Annotated in this window: 16 protein-coding genes; all 16 read right to left on the reverse strand. The window is 69.2% G+C overall.

Translation table 11 applies throughout. The annotated features are described in order from the left end of the window. Positions 1-116 precede the first annotated feature (116 nt). Positions 117-5,642 carry a carboxyl transferase domain-containing protein gene (locus tag ACIP5Y_RS04690; protein WP_400347568.1) on the reverse strand — a complete coding sequence of 1,842 codons (5,526 nt, stop codon included), beginning with the start codon at positions 5,640-5,642 and terminating at the stop codon, positions 117-119. A 96-nt stretch (positions 5,643-5,738) separates the two neighbouring features. Next, positions 5,739-6,374 carry a 3,4-dihydroxy-2-butanone-4-phosphate synthase gene (gene ribB, locus ACIP5Y_RS04695; protein WP_400347569.1) on the reverse strand — a complete coding sequence of 212 codons (636 nt, stop codon included), beginning with the start codon at positions 6,372-6,374 and terminating at the stop codon, positions 5,739-5,741. Beyond that, positions 6,374-6,901, reverse strand: coding sequence for a flavin reductase family protein (locus tag ACIP5Y_RS04700; RefSeq protein ID WP_400347571.1), 528 nt, complete (start codon positions 6,899-6,901; stop codon positions 6,374-6,376). The genes ribB and ACIP5Y_RS04700 overlap by 1 nt, the downstream gene beginning before the upstream one ends. Then, positions 6,898-7,872, reverse strand: a complete 975-nt coding sequence (locus ACIP5Y_RS04705; RefSeq protein WP_400347573.1) for an ACP S-malonyltransferase — start codon at positions 7,870-7,872, stop codon at positions 6,898-6,900. The genes ACIP5Y_RS04700 and ACIP5Y_RS04705 overlap by 4 nt, the downstream gene beginning before the upstream one ends. A gap of 30 nt (positions 7,873-7,902) precedes the next feature. Further along, positions 7,903-8,376 (reverse strand): DUF2867 domain-containing protein, encoded by a 474-nt coding sequence (locus ACIP5Y_RS04710; RefSeq protein WP_400347575.1) that lies wholly within the window; start codon positions 8,374-8,376, stop codon positions 7,903-7,905. Between the two features lie 14 nt (positions 8,377-8,390). Beyond that, positions 8,391-8,843, reverse strand: coding sequence for a 3-hydroxyacyl-ACP dehydratase FabZ family protein (locus ACIP5Y_RS04715; protein ID WP_400347577.1), 453 nt, complete (start codon positions 8,841-8,843; stop codon positions 8,391-8,393). After that, positions 8,840-9,217: a 3-hydroxyacyl-ACP dehydratase FabZ family protein gene (locus ACIP5Y_RS04720; protein ID WP_400347578.1), complete on the reverse strand. Its 378-nt coding sequence runs from the start codon at positions 9,215-9,217 to the stop codon at positions 8,840-8,842. Before ACIP5Y_RS04720 ends, ACIP5Y_RS04715 begins: the two co-directional genes overlap by 4 nt. Beyond that, positions 9,214-9,966, reverse strand: a complete 753-nt coding sequence (gene fabG, locus ACIP5Y_RS04725) for a 3-oxoacyl-ACP reductase FabG (protein WP_400347579.1) — start codon at positions 9,964-9,966, stop codon at positions 9,214-9,216. Before fabG ends, ACIP5Y_RS04720 begins: the two co-directional genes overlap by 4 nt. Further along, a complete protein-coding gene (locus ACIP5Y_RS04730; RefSeq protein ID WP_400347581.1) occupies positions 9,963-11,366 on the reverse strand; it encodes an NtaA/DmoA family FMN-dependent monooxygenase in 1,404 nt (467 codons plus the stop codon). The genes fabG and ACIP5Y_RS04730 overlap by 4 nt, the downstream gene beginning before the upstream one ends. Beyond that, the gene (locus ACIP5Y_RS04735; protein ID WP_400347583.1) at positions 11,363-12,808 is read right to left on the reverse strand and encodes an MFS transporter; all 1,446 of its coding nucleotides are present in this window, start codon (positions 12,806-12,808) and stop codon (positions 11,363-11,365) included. Before ACIP5Y_RS04735 ends, ACIP5Y_RS04730 begins: the two co-directional genes overlap by 4 nt. Next, on the reverse strand, positions 12,805-13,521 hold the full coding sequence (locus tag ACIP5Y_RS04740) for a DsbA family protein (RefSeq protein WP_400347585.1): 717 nt from the start codon (positions 13,519-13,521) through the stop codon (positions 12,805-12,807). The genes ACIP5Y_RS04735 and ACIP5Y_RS04740 overlap by 4 nt, the downstream gene beginning before the upstream one ends. Next, positions 13,518-14,411, reverse strand: a complete 894-nt coding sequence (locus ACIP5Y_RS04745) for a hypothetical protein (protein ID WP_400347587.1) — start codon at positions 14,409-14,411, stop codon at positions 13,518-13,520. Before ACIP5Y_RS04745 ends, ACIP5Y_RS04740 begins: the two co-directional genes overlap by 4 nt. Then, entirely contained in the window at positions 14,408-15,127 is a 720-nt protein-coding gene (locus ACIP5Y_RS04750) for an alpha/beta fold hydrolase (protein WP_400347589.1), read from the reverse strand. The genes ACIP5Y_RS04745 and ACIP5Y_RS04750 overlap by 4 nt, the downstream gene beginning before the upstream one ends. Further along, complete coding sequence (locus tag ACIP5Y_RS04755; protein ID WP_400347590.1) at positions 15,124-15,780, reverse strand: hypothetical protein; 657 nt, start codon at positions 15,778-15,780, stop codon at positions 15,124-15,126. The genes ACIP5Y_RS04750 and ACIP5Y_RS04755 overlap by 4 nt, the downstream gene beginning before the upstream one ends. Further along, entirely contained in the window at positions 15,777-16,868 is a 1,092-nt protein-coding gene (locus tag ACIP5Y_RS04760; protein WP_400347592.1) for a beta-ketoacyl synthase N-terminal-like domain-containing protein, read from the reverse strand. The genes ACIP5Y_RS04755 and ACIP5Y_RS04760 overlap by 4 nt, the downstream gene beginning before the upstream one ends. After that, positions 16,865-17,749 carry a beta-ketoacyl synthase N-terminal-like domain-containing protein gene (locus ACIP5Y_RS04765; RefSeq protein ID WP_400347594.1) on the reverse strand — a complete coding sequence of 295 codons (885 nt, stop codon included), beginning with the start codon at positions 17,747-17,749 and terminating at the stop codon, positions 16,865-16,867. The genes ACIP5Y_RS04760 and ACIP5Y_RS04765 overlap by 4 nt, the downstream gene beginning before the upstream one ends.

Here is a 17,749-nt window from a genome sequence, read left to right on the forward strand (position 1 = left end):
TCCCGCGAAAGTCCGCGAAACGTCGAAGAGGGTCTGCCCGGTCTCCGGGCAGACCCTCTTCGTATTCCTGCGTTCGTATTCCGGCGCGACTCTCCAGGCGCGGATCTCCGTGCGACTCAGTCGTTCTTCGACAATTCCGCGGCAATGCGGGGCCGGAGTTCCGCGGCCGATATCACCGCATCCACCGAGCCGACCCGGACCGCGCGCTCGATACTGTGGATCCGGTCGAATTCGGCGGCCAGGGCGGCCACCTGTTCGGCGCGGACCGCGGACTGGATTTCGAGCAATTCCGTGCGCAGCTTCAGTTCCTCGCTGTCACTCGCCGCGCCGAGGCGGCGGTCCAGATCCTGCACGCGGGGATCTTCGGCCACCCGGGCATCCACGGTGCGGGCGAACACCACCGCCGCGGCGGGGGCGCCACCGATGACCGAAGCGAACGAGCCCTCGACGGCAAGCACCGTCAAGTTCTCGTTCAATGCCTTGGAGAACACCACGAATGCGCCGCCGTGATACCTGGAGATCACCACGAACACGATCGGGCCGTCGAAATTCACTATGGCGCGCCCGATTTCGGCGCCGTACTCCAATTGGATGTTGCGCATGGAGTCCGGCGAACCGTCGAACCCGGACAGATTGGCCAGGACCACGACCGGGCGGTTGCCGGAGGCGGCATTGATGGCGCGAGCCACCTTCTTCGACGAGCGCGGGAACAAGGTGCCCGCGGTGTAGACGTCGGGCCCGTCGGCGGGCGGGAAGCCGTGCCGGGGCACCGGGCGCGACTCGATGCCGATCAAGGTCACCGCATACCCGTCGATGCGGGCGTCGACGGTGACCGCGGTGCCCGCATCGGCCATATCGGGCCACCGTTCCAGCAGCGGATGATCCTGATCGGCCACCGCGCCCAGCACGGCACGAATATCGAAGGCCTTCTTGCGATCCGGGTTCCGCACCGGCGAGAAGATCTCACCCACCGTGGTGAACTCGCTGTCCGGATGGGAGTGCGGCGACGCCGTCACATCCCGGTGCACCGGGTCCGCCGTCAAGGCGCGCCGTGGACCGCGCTCGCCGCCGGCGACGTAGGTGTAGTCGTAGTGGGTCATCAGGATCTCGTGGGCGCCGGCCAGCGTGGGCGCCCAGTACTGGGCCTGCCCGTTCGGTCCCATCACCCGGGCGTAACCACCGATGCCGAAGTTGTCCTCCGCCGACACCCCGCCGGAGAAATCGAGGGACTGCTTGCCGGTCAGCACCATCGCCGAGGCGGGCGTCATGATCAGAATGCCCTTGGTGTGCATGAGCATCGTGGCTTCGGCGTTCCAATACGGCTGCGCACCGACATTGATGCCCGAGACCACGATGTTGATCTCCCCGCCCGCCTGGGTGAAGCCCACGATCCGGCGCAGGGTGCGCGCGACCCAGTCCATGTTCTCGGTCCCGGAATCCATCGAGATCCTGGCTCCCGACGACAGCGCGAACCATTCCACCGGCAGGCCTTCCCGCTCGGCCAGGTCCAGTGCCGCGGTGATCCGGGCGCATTCGGGCTCGGACAACGCGCCCAGTGACTTCGTCGGATCGCCCAGCAGCACCACCCGCCGTATTCCCTCGGGGTGCAGGCCGGTCGGGGTGGAGAGCACGCCGGCCACGATCCCGCAGGTGTTGTGGCCCCACGGCCGCTGCACCGGCGACAGCGCCGGAATCGCCGCTCGCGCAGCGAACCCCGTGACGACATCGGCGAGATCGTATTCGACGAAGCTGCCGTCTCGGCCGGTGGACAACCGCAGGATCTCGTACGGGTACACGGTGTTCCGCCGGCGGGCCCGCAGCACCTGACGGCTGTAGTCGTCCAGTGGCGCCAGCGGCTCGGCGGTGGGCTCCTCGACCGCGACCAGCACCCCGCCGCCCGGCTCGTAGGTCATCCGGGTCACCACGTCGCGCCGGACACCGTCACCATCGACGACCGGGCCCTGCCACAGGATCTCCTCCACCCCGGCCTGCGCCACCCGCGGGGCGGTGGTGCGCTGCCATTCGGCCAGCGCATCCGCCGAAATGTTCACGACCGGGCGAATATCCAGCCATACATGGTTCGTGTCGAGCGTCCGGCCCGTGGGATCCAGCTCGTACCGGGCGCGGCCGATCGCCTCCAGGCAGTTGCCGAGAACCGTGTCCGCACCGGCGATCTCGGTGATGCGGCCCGTCGAATCATAGGTGATGTCCGGATGCCAGACCTGCGCCAGCGCCACCAGCCGCCGATCGCCGGCGTCCTTCTTGCCTACACAGTGATACAGCAGCAGCGGTTCCCGGGTGGGGATGCGAGTGATGTGGAAGTTGCTCAGCCGCCACAGCGACAGGTGACCGCCGGTCAGCGGGTGTACACCGCGGATCACCGGATCCTCGAGGAGGCCGCCGCTCGCGTCGTGACGGAACGTGAGGTACTGCAGATCGCCTGCGCCGGTGGTGATTCCGACCGAGATGCGCCGGGCGTGACGGTGCAGACCGGACGCGGCCAACTGCCCGGCGAGCACGCCGGCGCGCTCGCCCGCCGATTCCGGTGCGTCCGGCCAGTTCAGGTAGAGGTCGACGACGGCGACGTGCCCGTGCGGAACGGCTCCCAACTCGGTGACCAGCCTGCTGATCAGCGAACTCGGTTGCGACAGTTCGTCATAGCGGCCCACCGTGACGACGGCCGTGGTGGCGATGGCCGATCCGGGACGCAACGCCAGCTGATAATCGCAGACCACGACCGGACGGCCGCCGCGGCCCGAGGTGCGCACCGAATGCCCGGCCTGGCGGCCGTAGTGCCGATACGCGGTCACCTCCAGCATCGGCTCGTCCGGACCCGCGACCGGAATCCGGGCCGCGAGCAGATCGTCGAGGGATTCCGGGATACCGGCGATCCGCCGCAACCGCGCGGCGCGGTCCGCCGCCGCCGGCCGTCGCTCGAGGCCGCGCAACTCGGCGGCGGCATCGTCGAGCAGGCGAGTACGAGCGAGCGTGGCCTGCGGCCGTACATACCAGCGGAACAGCACACTGCGGGCCAGGTCCGCGACGGTCGGAGCGACGATCTGGCAGACCACGATCAGCCGATCGAGCACCTCGCGGGCCTGCTCGCCCGGGGCGATCGGGCCGGACTCGGCCAGCCACAGCTTCAACAGCGCGGTCACCGTGTCCACCGCCCGGCGCCGACGGCCGACGGCCAGGAACAGCCGGAAAACCGCCGCTTCGAGCGCCGGGCCGCGCTCGGTGCCGGCTACGTCGTAATGGACAAGCAGCCGGGCCAGCACCCGGCGGAACAACGCGGAGAGCCCATCCCGGTCGGCGTCGAGCGACCGCAGGTAGATATGGAACTGCTCGCGTAGGCTGCGCGCCTCCGACGACGCGGCGGGCAGGCACAATTCGAGCAGATCGGCGGCCAGGCTCACGACCGCGATCTCGGCCTCGCGGGCCGCGGGACGATATGCCAGCACCGCGTCACGGCGCGTCAGGTAGCGGGACAGCGCCGTCGCCTCGTCGGTGTCGAAGGTATCGAAACCCAGGAGCAGCCCGCGGATTTCGTCGATGCCGGGCAGATCGTCCGCCTCGGTCTCCACGGTGGCGGCCACCGGAGGCATCAGTACCGCATCGTCGGAATCGGCGTCCGGATCGGCTCCGCCCGCGGGCGCGTCCGCGCGCGGTTCCAGGCGGGCCAGCGCGGCGCCCGCCTCGATCTGACTGCCGACCGCGACCGACAGCTCCCGCAGCCGCGCCGGAAACGGCGCGCGCAGCACCGATTCCATCTTCATGCTCTCGACGACGAGGACCGGCGCACCGGCCTCGATCTCGTCGCCCTCGGCGTACGGGGTGGCCACCACCAAGCCCGGGGCATGCGCGCGGAGCACGCCACCTTCGTCGCGGCTCACCCGGTGTGCGACGCCATCGATCTCGACCAGATGGACGGGGCCGCAGTTCGCGGACACGACGCGAGCGGTGCTGCCGGCCACCGTGATCCGGCTGTGGTGCGCGTCGGCCCGCTGCACTCCGACCTCGAACTCGAGCAGTTCGTCCCGGTCGTGAATACGGACCCGGTAACCGGTGGATCCGATGCGGGCGGCGGCGACCCGGTACCGGCGCTCATCCAGCTTCCATTCGATACCGCGCCCCACCTCATGATGCACATGCGGCCGGCCGCCCCGGCCGGACTCCCACAACCGGCACTGTTCGGCGGCTTCGGATTCCGCGTACCCGTCGATCGCGGCCACTGCCAGCGCCAGCGCGGTATGCCGGACGCCCCGCAGGCCACCGGCATCACGGACGCGATCGACCCAGCGGGTATCGGCCGATCCGTCGATCACCTCGGCGGCATCGAGCAGGGTGAGCACGAAACTCTTGTTGGTGGCGCCGTTGTCGATGACCACAGTCGTGTCGGCGACAGCGCGCCGCAGCCGAGCCAGGGCCTCGTCCCGGTCCGCACCGACCGCAATGATCTTCGCGATCATCGAATCGAAATCAGCGGGAATCGAATCTCCCTCGGCGACACCGGTATCGACGCGGATGCCGGGGCCAGACGGGAAACGCAGCAGCCTGATGCGGCCGGGGGCGGGCGCGAAATCACGGTCGGGATCCTCGGCATTGAGCCGGGCCTCCACGGCGTGGCCGCGCTCGATCGGCTTGGCGCCGGAGAGCTTTTCGCCCGACGCCACCGACAGTTGCAGCTTGACCAGATCGGTGCCGGTGGTCACCTCGGTGATCGGATGTTCCACCTGCAGACGGGTATTCACCTCGAGGAAGGCGAAGAACCGCTCCCCCGGGTGGTACAGGAACTCCACCGTGCAGGCGCCGCGGTAGCCGACCGACACCGCCAGCCGCTCCGCGGACTGTTTCAGTTCCCGCGTCTGCGCGGCATCCAGCACCGGCGAGGCGGACTCCTCGATGATCTTCTGATTGCGCCGCTGGATCGAGCAGTCGCGCACGCCCAGCGCCCACGCCGTACCCTGGCCGTCGGCGATCACCTGTACCTCCACATGCCGGGCGCCGGTGACCAGCTTCTCCAGGAACATCACGCCGCTGCCGAAGGCACGCAACGCCTCCGCTGCGGTGCGCTCGTACGCCGCACGCAGCTCCGCCTCGGACTCCACGAGCCGGATGCCGCGCCCGCCACCACCCGCGGTGGCCTTCAGCATCAGCGGATATCCGATGCGCTCCGCCGCCGCGACCGCCTCCTCCACCGACGAGACCGGGCCCCGGCTCCACGGCGCCACCGGCACGCCGACCTCCTCGGCGAGCAGCTTGGCGCCGATCTTGTCCCCCAGCTTGCGCATCGCCTCCGCGTCCGGGCCCACGAAGGTGACCCCGATCCGGGCGCACAGCTCGGCGAAGGCCGGGTCCTCGGCCACGAAACCCCAGCCCACCCACGCGGCGTCCGCCCGGGTCTCACTCAGCGCCCGGGCCAGCACCTCCAGGTCCAGATAGGGCCGGGCCGATGCCGGACCGAGGCAGTACGCCTCGTCGGCCTCCCGCACGAAGGTGGCCAGCTGCTCCCCGTCGGTATACAGGGCAATGGTGCGGATCCGCGCCCTGCCGGGCAGCCGCCCCGCGTTCAATTCGCGGACCGCGTGGATCAGCCGGCGGGCGGGCTCGCCACGATTGACGATGGCAATCCTAGTGAACATACGCGTGATTCCTCATGAAGGTATTCCGGAGAATGACAATGTATTTCGGCGAATGACAATGCTCCGGAGACGGATCATGCGGTTCCGGAGAACGAATTACGCGCGCGCTACCGCAGGCAACGGGTTGTTCGCGCAGCCGAGAAATTCGGCGACCTCACCGATGGTCACCATTGCGATATCGTGTACCCCGGCGAAGATCCGGAGATCGTTTCGATCCGCCATCGCGGCCGTCCGCACCGGCGAGACCAGCTGCCCGATCACCCCGGCGGGCGCCAGGCCCGCGAGGCGGGTCAGATCCACCGCTGCCTCGGTGTGACCGCGGCGCTCGAGCACCCCGCCGGATCGTGCCCGGATCGGGAGCACGTGCCCGGGGCGGCAGAGCTCGTCGGGTTCGGTGCTCGCGGCGGCGAGCACCCGTGCGGTGCGCGCACGATCGGCGGCCGAGATGCCGGTGGAAATCCCTTCCGCCGCATCGACGGTGACGGCGTAGGAGGTCCGCCGCGGATGCTCGTTGCGAAACACCATCGGCGGCAACATGAGCCGATCACACTCGCCGGCGGGCAGTGCGACGCCGATCAATCCCGAGGTATGCCGCACCAGGAACGCCATGACACCGGCCGTCACCAGACTCGCCGCCGCCAGCAGATCACCGCCGTTGGCCTGATCCTCGTCGTCGACGACCAGCACACAGCGGCCGTCCGCCAGCTCGGCCAGCGCCCGCTCGACACCCATCACCGCACCTGCTCGCGGGGACGGACGTCCGCGAACCTGCTGCGGTGATAGACCAGCGGCTCGGCCGCACCCGGTCGGCCGACCTCATGGACCCGCGCCAACAGGATCAGGTGATCACCGGCGGGAATGACGCGATCCAGCCGGCATCCGAGCACACCGAGGGCCTCGGGCAGCACCGGCGCCTCGCCGAACCCGTCGATCACGGTAAGCCCGTCGAACTTGTCGTCCAGTTTCGAGGCGAACCGGCTCGCCAGCCGATCCTGGTGCGCGGCAAGGATGTTCACCGAGAGCCGGTCCGCGGCCGTGAACGCCGCCGCGCACCGCGCCGCGCGATCCACACAAACCGAGATCATCGGCGGATCCATCGACACCGAGGCGAAGGAATTCGCGGTGAACCCGTACCGAACTCCGTCCACCCGCGTCGTCACCACCGAAACACCGGTAGGCCACAACTTCATCAGGTCCCGGAAGTCCGGAATCACCTCGGCGACCGGAGTTGCCGCGGCAACCGAGCCGAGCGCGGTCAACGGCCCGTCCCGCCGTACGCCTCGGCCATGGCGGCGAGGTTCTCCGGAGTCTTCAGCGCATGCCGCGCGACGTCGGGAAGTTCGCGTCGCACCATTCCGGTGAGCGTGCCCGCCGGAGCGAGCTCGATCACGACGGACGCCTCCGCCGCGGCGATCGCCGCCATGCACAGATCCCATCGCACCGGCGCGGTGAGTTGCGCGACGATCTTGGCCAAGGCCTCGGAGCCCGAACGCACCTGCCGCCCATCGGAATTGGACAACAAGGGGCGGATCGGATCAGCCACCGCGACAGTCGCCGCGGCCGCCGCCAGCGCCTCCCGGGCGGGCTCCATGAAATGCGTGTGGAACGCACCCGCGACAGGCAGCTTGACGACCTTCGCACCGGCCGGCGGTGCGGCCGAAAGTTCTTGCAGTGCAGCGGATCTGCCGGCGGCGACGATCTGCCCGGCCCCGTTGCGGTTGGCCGGGACCAGCCCGAGTCGGGCGATCCGGTCGCAGACTTCGACCGGATCGCCGCCGACAATCGCGGACATTCCGGTCGATTCCAGTTCGCAGGCCGCGGCCATGGCCTTACCGCGGACCGCGGCGACGGCGATCGCATCCTCGGCGGAGAGCACGCCTGCCACGGCCGCCGCGGCCAGTTCACCGACCGAATGCCCCGCGACCAGGGTATCGGCGGACAGCATCCCGGTGGCCTCCAACGACTCGGAGACCACCAGCGCGGTGGCCACCACCAGAGGTTGCGTAATCGCCGTATCGACGAGTTCGCCTGCTTCGGCGGTGGTTCCGAGCCGTATCAGATCGATGCCGCAGATTCGCGACCAGCGGTCGAGCCGGCGTTCGACGTCCGGGGACAGCCAAGGTAGGAGCATGCCAGGTTTCTGCGCACCCTGTCCCGGTGCCAGGACGGCCGTTCGGGCTGTGCCACAGGATAATTCGGAAATGGTGAGCAGGTCGGATGTCAGAGTCATATCGTGCTCTCGGTCTGGTTGATTCGAGGTCTACGGCGACTCGGCGCGCGCCTTGGAATGAAACGGCGCGGAGACGAGAGCCGGGATTATCCGCTGGTGGAAGGGTTTGACCACCGCGAAATACGCGCGCCCGATCCGGTCCGAGAACTGGACCTCGGTGCTGAAGCTGCCGCGCAGCCGCACCTGATCGACCTCGAACATCGATCGGAACACGAAATGCTTATCGGTGTTGCCACACACGACCAGTTCGGGCGCGACCGATTCGACGACCAGCGGCCCGAACTTCCGGCCCACCTCCAGCTCGACCGGCTGACCGTAATTGCGCTCCTGGGTATTGAATCCGAGCGGACCGGCAACCCGATCGCGCAGGGACAGCACCAGCTCGAGCCAGGCAGGCGCCGACTCCAGTACCAGTGCACAGAACCGGGGTGCGTCCATCGGTTCCGGGAGGGCAACGGTGTACTTGTCGGCGTAGTCGGTGCGGCCGAGGGGGCTGGTGGTCATGAGTGATCCTCCGGTCAGCGAGCGGCCGCAATGATGGATTCCACGACCGCGATCTGTTCGCCATTCAACAGCGTCCGGCCCGACATGAACGCCGTCCCCCGGATGCTGCGGTCGAATCGGATCTCATGGACGAGGTCGTCACCGGGGAAGACATCGCGCAGGAAGGTCACGCCCTCCGCCTTGGCGAAGTAGAGGGTTCCGGCCGATTCCGCCGACTCGGCCTCGCGATGCAGCCACAGCGCGGCGGCTGCTTGACCGAGGGATTCGACGATCAATGCGCGGGGGTAGGCCCGCGAACCGGTCGCCTCGGTCTGCTGGAAGCAGGGCTCGCCGGCGTCGATCGACTTGTATCCGCGGGCGGTTTCGCCGTCCTCGGCCACGTCGAGCCGGTCGATCATCAGGATCGGCGGTCGGTGCGGCAGCAGATTCAGCAGCGCTGCCGTGTCGTAGGTCGTCGATGCGGTCATGAGTAGGACATCCTCGCTGTGAACTTCTTCTCCGCGTCCGGTGTGTCCGAGCGGCCCAGGAACGTGGCGCCGACGACCTGTCCCGCCGGCGACCGGCGCAGCGTCAATTCGATGCGGATGCGGTCACCCGGCAGGGTCGGCGCGGAGAAGCGCAGGGAATTCAGGTGATCGAACGGCCGCTCGACGGCCGGGCATGCGCTGACCAGCTTTTCGCACAGGTCGAGCAGAAACACCCCGGGATACACCGGATTACCCGGGTAATGCCCGGAAAGATACGGCTCGGCCGGGCCGATGGTCTTGATCGCGGTTGCTCCGGCAGGACCGATTTCGACGACATCCAGCGCGGTGGTGGTCGACGCCCGAGGGTGGCTCACAGCGTGGTCCCCCCGTCGATCACGATCGTCTGCCCGGTGATGTAGCTCGCATCGTCACCGTGCAGATAGCCGACCAGCCCCGCGACATCCTCGGGTCGCCCGATCCGGCGCAGCGACACCTTTTTGACCAGCGCCTTGACCTGGTCGGGCGTGAACGCGGCCGTCATATCCGATTCGATGAAGCCCGGCGCCACCGAATTGACCCGGATACCGGAACGGCCCAGCTCCCTGGACAGGGTCCGGGTCATCGCGTCGATGCCGCCTTTGGTGGCCGAGTAGTTGACCTGGCCGGGGTTGCCGTACACGCCGGCGATGCTGGAGATGTTCGTGATCACACCGAACTGGGCCCGCATCGCGGGCAGCGTGAAGGCCCTGGTGAGATTGAACGTCCCGGTGAGGTTGGTCTCCACCACCCGATCCCAGACATCGTCGGGCATCGTCGCGACCGCGCGGTCGTCGGTGATGCCCGCGCAGTTGACCAGGTCGGTGACGACGCGCCCGTCGGCCTTGATCGCCGCGAACAGCGCGGCCACGGCGTCGCGGTCGGCGGTGTCACAGAGGCGCAGCCCGCTGCCGGGCGAGACGGCGTCGAGGGTCTTACCGACCTGGTCCGCGCTGTCACTGCGCGAGCGGTGAATCCCGATGACCCGCATCCCGTTCTCCGCCAGCCGCAGGGCGATCGCGGCGCCGATGCCGCGCGACGCGCCGGATACCAGCGCGGTCCGAGCCTGCTCTCTGTCCTTGCTCATCGTTGTTCCTCCTGGGCGGCGCCGAGCGAACGCAGGTACGCGTGCGCCGGGTGCCGCTCGTCGGGCCGGTCGGAGCCGGTGAAGCGGGCACGGAAGGTCACCGGCGGCTCGTCGTCGAGGTCGCGGGCGAGCCCGCGGCGCCGCAACTCGGGCATGACCGACTCGATGACCTGCTGATAGGAGCCGGGGATCGTGTAATTGATGATGTTGATGCCGTCGATTCCGGCGTCGGCCCACACCTGGACCGCATCCGCGATCTCCTCGGGGGTGCCGACGATCCGCCCGGCACTGCGGTGGATCCGCGCGATATCGCGCACGGTCGGCTTGCCGTCGGGGATCGCCTGCTGCAGCCAGGCGACGACGGATTCGGTTCCGGCCTGGCGCAAGTCGCTTATCGGCTGGTCCAGATCGGCGAAGCCGAGGTCGACACCCATGATGCCGCCGGCGAAGGCCACGTAGGCAGCGTCGTCGAGGGTGGCGTCCAGCCGCGCGGCCTCGGCTTCGGCAGCCTCGTGCGTCTCGCCGACGACGAAGGTCAGGCCCTGCAGGATCTTGATATCGCGCGGATCGCGGCCGCAGGCCTCCGCACGGCGGCGGACGTCCGCGGCGTCGCGGGCGGCGACGGCGGGCGTCGGCGCGAGCAGGAACACCACCTCGGCGTGTTTGGCCGCGAAATCCCGCCCGCGTGCCGACGCGCCGGCCTGGAACAGGAACGGCACCCGCTGCGGGCTCGGCGACACCAAGTGCGGACCCTGCACCGAGTAGCGCGGCCCCTTGTGGTCGATGCGGTGCACGTGAGCGGCGTCCGCGACGACACCGGCACTCTTGTCCAGCAGTAGCGCCTCGTCGTCCCAGGACGCCTGCCACAGCTTGTAGACGACCTCCATGTACTCCTCGGCCCATTCGTAGCGCTCGTCGTGAGCGATGAGCTCGTCGAGGCCGAAATTGCGGGAGGCGTTGTCCGACATGCCCGTAACTACGTTCCACCCGATGCGGCCGCGCGTCGCATGGTCGAGGGTCGAGATCTTGCGCGCGAATTCGAACGGGTGCAGCTGCAGGATCGAACTCGTGAAGGCCAGTCCCAGCCGCTGAGTGGCCGCGGCCATCGCCGACACGATCACCATCGGGTCGTTGCACGGGATGTGCAGGCCCGCGGTGACGAATTTCTCTATGCCACCGGCGAAGTCGTGCACCAGACCGGTCATATCGGCGAAGAACATCATGTCGAACCCGCCGGCCTCGAGGGTGCGCGCGAGATCGACCCATAGGTCGAGTTCGTTCATGCGGGTCTGCTCCGCCTCCGGCAGGGTCCAGGCCCCGTGCTGCAGATGGGAGACGGTGTTCTGCAGGAAGGCCGAGAAGAACAGCGGTTCGGCCGGCCTGCGCTGAATGGTGGTCATCTGAGCTCACTTTCGAGTTTGGACGGGTTCCTTCCGGTGGCGGCCCGCAGATTGACCGCGCCGATCAGCACCGCGACCGCGGCGCCGGCCAGCCCGATCCAGCGCAGGCCCTCGCGCACTCCGTCCGCGGTGAGATGTGCGCCGACGTGGTGGGTCATGATCAGGCCGAGGACGCCGATGCCGACCGAGTTGCCGAGCTGGCGAGTCATCGTCAGCACGCTGGCCGCGGTGCCGTAGTCGTCCCCGGACGTGTGCGTGAACGCCTGCGCCGAGGTGGCCGGAAAGGCCAGGCCGATGCCGATGCCGAGCACCATCGTCGGCACGATCGTCGCGAGCGCGCCCGGCCGGGAACCGGCCAGCATGACCCACAGCAGCGCCAGACCGGCGCCGCAGATCAGCATCCCGGCGCCGATGGTGCCGGCCTGACCGATACGCTCGGCGACCTTGCGCCCGGCGCCGGCGAACACGACGAGCATCAGGCTCATCGGCAGGTAGCGCAGGCCGGTGGCGGTCGGGCCGAGGCCGGCGCCGTACTGCAGGTAGTACGACAGGAAGAAGAACAGGGAGAAGGCGGCGAAGCCGGTGACGAAACCGGTGAGCAGGCTACTGCGGAACTCCTTCTCCCGCCGCAGCGTCACCGGAACCAGCGGTCGTGGCGACCTGGCTTCCCGGATCAGGAAGAACGCGCTCCCGGCCACCGCGAGGCCGAACATCGCCAGCACGCGCGCATCCGCCCAGCCCCAGCTCGGGCCCTGGATGAGCGCGAGGGTCAGGGCGAAGGTCGCGAGGGCGAACGCGGCGACGGAGAGCGGATTCGGCAGTGCCTCGCGGCGCCGCCCGGTCGGTGCCGGCGTGCGCAGCAGCAAGACCACCAGCACAACGACCACCGGCAGGTTCAGCAGGAAGATCCAGGTCCAGCCGATGTGCTGGACGATGAGCCCGCCCACCAGCGGGCCGACGGCGGTCGACAGGCCGCTGACGGCGCTCCACAGCGCGATCAGTTTGGTCCGCGCGGCCGGCTCGGCGAACACGAAGATCATCGCCAGGGACAGCGGCAGGATCAGCGCCGCGCCGACGCCCTGCACGACCCGGCCGGTGAAGATCACCGCCGCGCCATGACCACCGCCGGAGTCGGCGAGGGCGCAGGCGAGCGACCCGAGGCCGAACACCACACCGCCGGCGCCGTACAGCACCCGGATGTCACGCAGGTCGCCGAGGATCCCGGCGGGCACGATCAGGGCGGCGAGGGCCAGGACGTACAGGCTGACGATCCACTGGGATTGGCTGAGCCCGCCGCCGAGCGCCCGCTGGATGTCCGGCAGCGCGACATTGACGATATTGGTGTCCAGCAGGCAGATGAACACGCCCAGCACGGAGGCCGCGATCGCCGCCTTCGAGGTATGGATCCGATCGGTGACAGGTGACGACAGTGTGCGGCTCATCCGCAGCCTCCCGGTGTATCGGCGTCGAACGACTCGGTCAGGGTGTCGATCGCGGGCACGGCGACCGGCTCGTCGGGTTGGCTGAATTTGCCTGTCTCGCACCAGTTGTCGTAGCAGGCCAGAAACCAGCCGACCCGTTCCATGCCCCAGAAGCGCTGGCTGCCGGCCTTGAAGTAGGGGATGCCGAAGACGTCATCGGTGTAGGCGCGCAACAGCACCTCGACGCCCTGGGCCGAGGTGTCCGGGTCCTTGTGAGCCTGGGCCAGCCGGGCATCGAGCCCGGCGGCGGCGAAGAGGCCGGCGACATGGTCCTCGTCGCAGATGTCCTCGCCGCGCCCCCAGCGGGCCTCCATGAGGGTGCGGTACACGGCCGGCCGATTCTCGGGGGATGCCGCCAGCCAGGCGAGATGCGGGATCTCCCAGCGCGGTGACCGGTCGACCGGCCACACCATGGTGAGGCCGAGGCGACGGGTGAGCCGCTTGGTGTCCTGCAGGATGTACAGGTGTTTGGCCCGGCTCATCTGGGTGTAGTGGTAGTCGCCGCGCCGCGCCCGCAGTGCCTCGAGCGTTTCCGGGGCCGGATCCCAGTAAGGCAGCAGGGTGCTGGTCGCCAAGACCTCGGGCCGCGTCGCCTCGATCAGTCGCAGGCTGATCCAGCTGAACGGGCTGCGCAGCGAGAAGTAGATCCGCGGCGTAGCGGGCGGGCGGGTCATCGCGGCTCTCCACGGGTGAGTGCCTTGATCGTGGCCTCGTCGAGCCGGGCCAGCGAACCCGCGGCGGCGCCGCGGCTGATGGCGTAGCCGTGCTGGATCTCACCGCGCGCGGTGCACACCCAGCCCGCCGGCTGCTCGGCGAAGGTCGCCCAGCTCGCATTGAAGACCGCGTCACCGACGACATCCTCGATCTTGAAGAAGGTCCGCACGCGGACGCCCATCGGTGCGGGGGCCAGGATCTCGAAGGAGTACTTCGCCACGACCGGAATCCACGCACGCTCGGCCAGCAGGCCGGGGATGGCGAGCCCGACATGGGCCAGGTATTCGTCGACGACGGTCTCGACCGTGCGTACATAGCCCCGGTAGGACAGCACTTCGGAGCGTTCGCAGTAGTAGTAGGGAACGACCCACTCGTGGGCGAAAACATCTGCGGCGGCAGGGGTCTCGGGGCCGGACAGGGTACCGCCGCGGGGTTTGGCCGCGACCGCGAGCGGTCCCTCGGCGAGGGTCTCCAGGACCGGTGCGAAACGCCCGGCGTCATCGGCCGGTGCGGTCAGCAGGATCTGGTAGCGGCCCTTGAGGGCGCGCTGGGCACTGCGCAGGTTGTCGATCTCCACGATGGCGCTGAGCCGATCGGCCGCGACCCGGATCAGCTCGACGATGCGGACGGTCAGCCGATCGCCGAGCTCGATCACGCTGGTGAGCGCCACCCGGGATGCGACGACCTCGAACGCGCCGCCGTCGATGATCAGTTGGCGCGCATCCACTCCGGACGCGGTGAGGTATTCGCGGATGGCATCGGAGACGACGTACTCGAAATGCTTGAACCCGATCCAGGTTCGGATGTTCGCGCCCTCTCCGGACGCGACGGTGTCGTAGGCGAAAATCATGCTCGGCTCACCTTCGGGACGATGGACTGAATGGTGTCGGCGACCGTCTGCGGCGCCGTGTAGTGCAGGAAGTGGTCGCGGCCGGGAAGCAGGGTCGTCTCCAGACCGAGCCGGGAGCCGAGCTCGCGGGCCCGGTCACCGGCGAATCCGGGGTCGTCCGCCGAGCCGAGTAGCCGTCCGGGGATGGCGAGGTCTTCGAGCGGCCGGTGCTGCATCAGTGCGAAGTGGCCGAACAGTTCGGTGAAGGCCAGCGGGTTGATCCCGCTGATCAGCTTGCCGACCATCAGGTCGATCGTCTCCTCGGAGACCGTCCGGCCGACGCGCCTGGCCCGCGCCACGATGGAGTCCCGCATCAGATTGGCGAACTCGATCCGGGTGCGGTCGAGCAGCCGCCAGTCCAGGCGTTCGGCCGTGTTCAGGTAGAACGGTGCGATCAGCACGATCGCGCGGGGCCGCAGCTCTTCCGGGCCGAGCAGCAGCGCCTCGATGAGTGCGAGCGCACCGAAGGAGTGGGCGACACAGATCTCCGGATGCACGCGCTCGAGTTCGGCCACCACCGCGTCGTGCGGCGACCGGGTGCACAACCACGTGAAACGGGTGCCGCGCTGCCACGGGAAATCCGGTGCCGCACAGTCGAAGTCCGCGTCCAGCGCGGCGCAGGTCTCGCGCCAGGACGCGCCCTGATCCTCGATGCCGTGGATGAACAGCGCCTTCATGACGCCGCCCCGGCAGCGGCCGGTATCGGCTGCGACGCCGCCGTCTCCCGGACGGAGTCGCCCAGGACGTCGTGGAGATCGGCGACCGGGTGCGGAGTGGACGGGGACCGTTCCGCGGAGACGACGACGGCGACCGCCACCGGGAGCTGCTGCGCGGCCGGCGACGGCTCGTCGAGGATCACGACGAGCAGGACTCGCGAGCAGCGGCCCGCCGACAGCATGGCCGTCGTCAGCCGCCACGCGGCGCTCGGGCCGCCGCCGCGGGTGTCGATCGTGAACGCCGGTCCTTTGGCGCCGAGTCGGATGCTCACCGACGAGGACACCACATTGGGAGATACGTTGGGCGCGTCCAGGATCGACACAATGCGGAAGCGGCCCTGCCGGGCGAGCCCGTCGACCTCGTGCACGGCCTCGCGGGACGCTCGCGGCGCCACCACGACGACGCCCGCGGAGGCCACCTCGGCCGCTTCACCGAATACGTTGGTGCGGGCCAGATCCGCGGCGGCGATCGCCACCAGCGACTGCCCGCGATGGCCCAGCAGGCCCTTGCGGCCTATCGCGGCGACGATGTCCGGCTTGGTATTCGGCACCCGTTGTGCGCCCGGCACCAGCCCGGGTCCGATTTCGATCGGTTCGGAAACGTACATGGTCATGCCGCGATCACCCCTACCGCATTGGCTCCTCCGAATCCGTACGCGCACACCAGTCCTCGTGCGGGCCGCCAGGATTCGCCGGGCTGCCACCGCAGTGCGGCGGCGCCCTCGATGGTGGTGCCCGGGACGTATCCGGGCGGCGGTGCGCCACGCGACACCGCTGTGGCCGTCAGCAGCGACATCAGGAAGGATGCGCCCGAGGTATGGCCGAGGCCGCCCTTGAGCGGCAGGAACACCGCGCGGCTGACCAGCTCGGGCAGCGCGGAGTACACCGCGGTCTCGCACTCGTCGTTGAGTGTGGTGCCGGTGCCGTGCGGTACGACGAAGTCGAGGTCGCCTGCCGTGAGGCCGGCTCGCGCGATCGCGCGGCGCACGGTCTGCTCGATGGTGTGCTGATCCGGTGCGGTCGGGTGGTTGGCGTCGCTGGAGCATTCGATGGCGCTGACCGTGCCGAATCGCTCGAGGCCGGGCAGCGCGTCGTCGAGGGAGAGCAGGCAGGTCGCCGCGCCTTCGCCGAGCACGGCGCCGGTGTGCTTCTCCTCGAAGGGTGCGCAGTGCCGGGCCGGTTCGGCCGCCACCTTGCCGATCATCGTCAGCATGGCGCGGGTCATGCTGTCGGCCGCGGCCAGTACGACCCGGTCGTAGGCTCCCGTCCGCAGTAGGTCCGCGCCGAGTGCCAGTCCCATGCCGCTCGCCGAGCAGGCGTTGGTGATCGAGTAGAGATCGACGTCCGGGCCGAGTTCCGCCCGGACCACATCCTCGGCGGCCGACCAGGACACGTCCGGGCCGGCTTCGTCGCCGGGTGTGACACCCAGTCCGGTGCAGACGACAGCGGCTGTCCGATGCGGTGCGGACGCGGGTAGTTCGGCCGCGGTCCGGCGCAGGGCGCGCCGCAGGTGTTCGGCGGCGCGCTGCACATATGGCACGTCGATGGTCGGATCGGCGTAGACGACCGCGACTCCCGGGATCTCGAATCCGGCGATGTCGACGAGGTCCCGGGTCCCGCGGCGGCCTTGGTGCAGGGCGCGCAGCGTCTCGTCGAAGTCGCCGAAGCAGCTGCTCATGGCGGGGGCGTAGAGGTGGATCACAGCTCGACCTCCGCCCAGGTGCGTTTGCGTGCGGCCGGGAACGGGATAATCACGCGGGCATGCTGTCCGGCGTGCAACAGGTGCAGTGCCATCAGGATCTGGCAGCCGAAGGTTGCCGCATCCACTACGCCGAACATCTCCTCCGCGTCCACGACGTGGCCGTCCGCGGCGCTGCCGCCGGAATCCGCGAGGCCCCAGGCGCCCGCGACGATCAGGGCGTCGGCGGGATCGGTGGTCCGCTCGCCCTCCCGCACGCGGATGCGGAACTTGCGATCGGCCACCTCGTCCGGCGTCAGCAGCAATGCGACGGCGGCCTCACCGATCGGCCCGTCTCCGGCCGCGGCGGCCCATGCCGACCGGGGAGCGGTGAGCTCCTCGGCACAGACGAGGAGACATGCGGACAGCAGCGCTGTCTCGGTCATCATCTCGATGTAGGACATGGCCTTGATGCCGCCCGCCTTGCCACCGGCGAGGGTGGTGTTCGGCCCGGTCAGGCCGTGGCGGATGGCGACGAGTCCGGCGGCCGCGTTCATGACGGTGTTCGGGAACAGCGACGGCGGCACGTTCCACGGTTTGGGATCCGTGATGGTGATGCCGGAGTAGTCCAGGGTGGACCGCATGCTGCCGACGGTGGTGGACACGGTGACGCCGGTGCCCGCGGGAATCGCGGGCGCCTGGTCGAGACAGTCACGCGCGGACAGCAGCGCGAGGGCGCTGAGCCGGTCGAGGGTGCTCGATCCCTTGCGCCCGAGTTCGGTGATCACATCGAACTCGGGCACCGCGAGCTGGTCGGGTGAGCCGTACGCGGACGGTTCACGCTGGGCGGCGTAGCCGATACCGAATCGGGTTACTGCGCCGATTGCGGAGCAGGAGAACCACAT

It is taken from the genome of Nocardia sp. NPDC088792 (assembly GCF_044750615.1).
In the GTDB taxonomy this organism is placed as follows: domain Bacteria; phylum Actinomycetota; class Actinomycetes; order Mycobacteriales; family Mycobacteriaceae; genus Nocardia.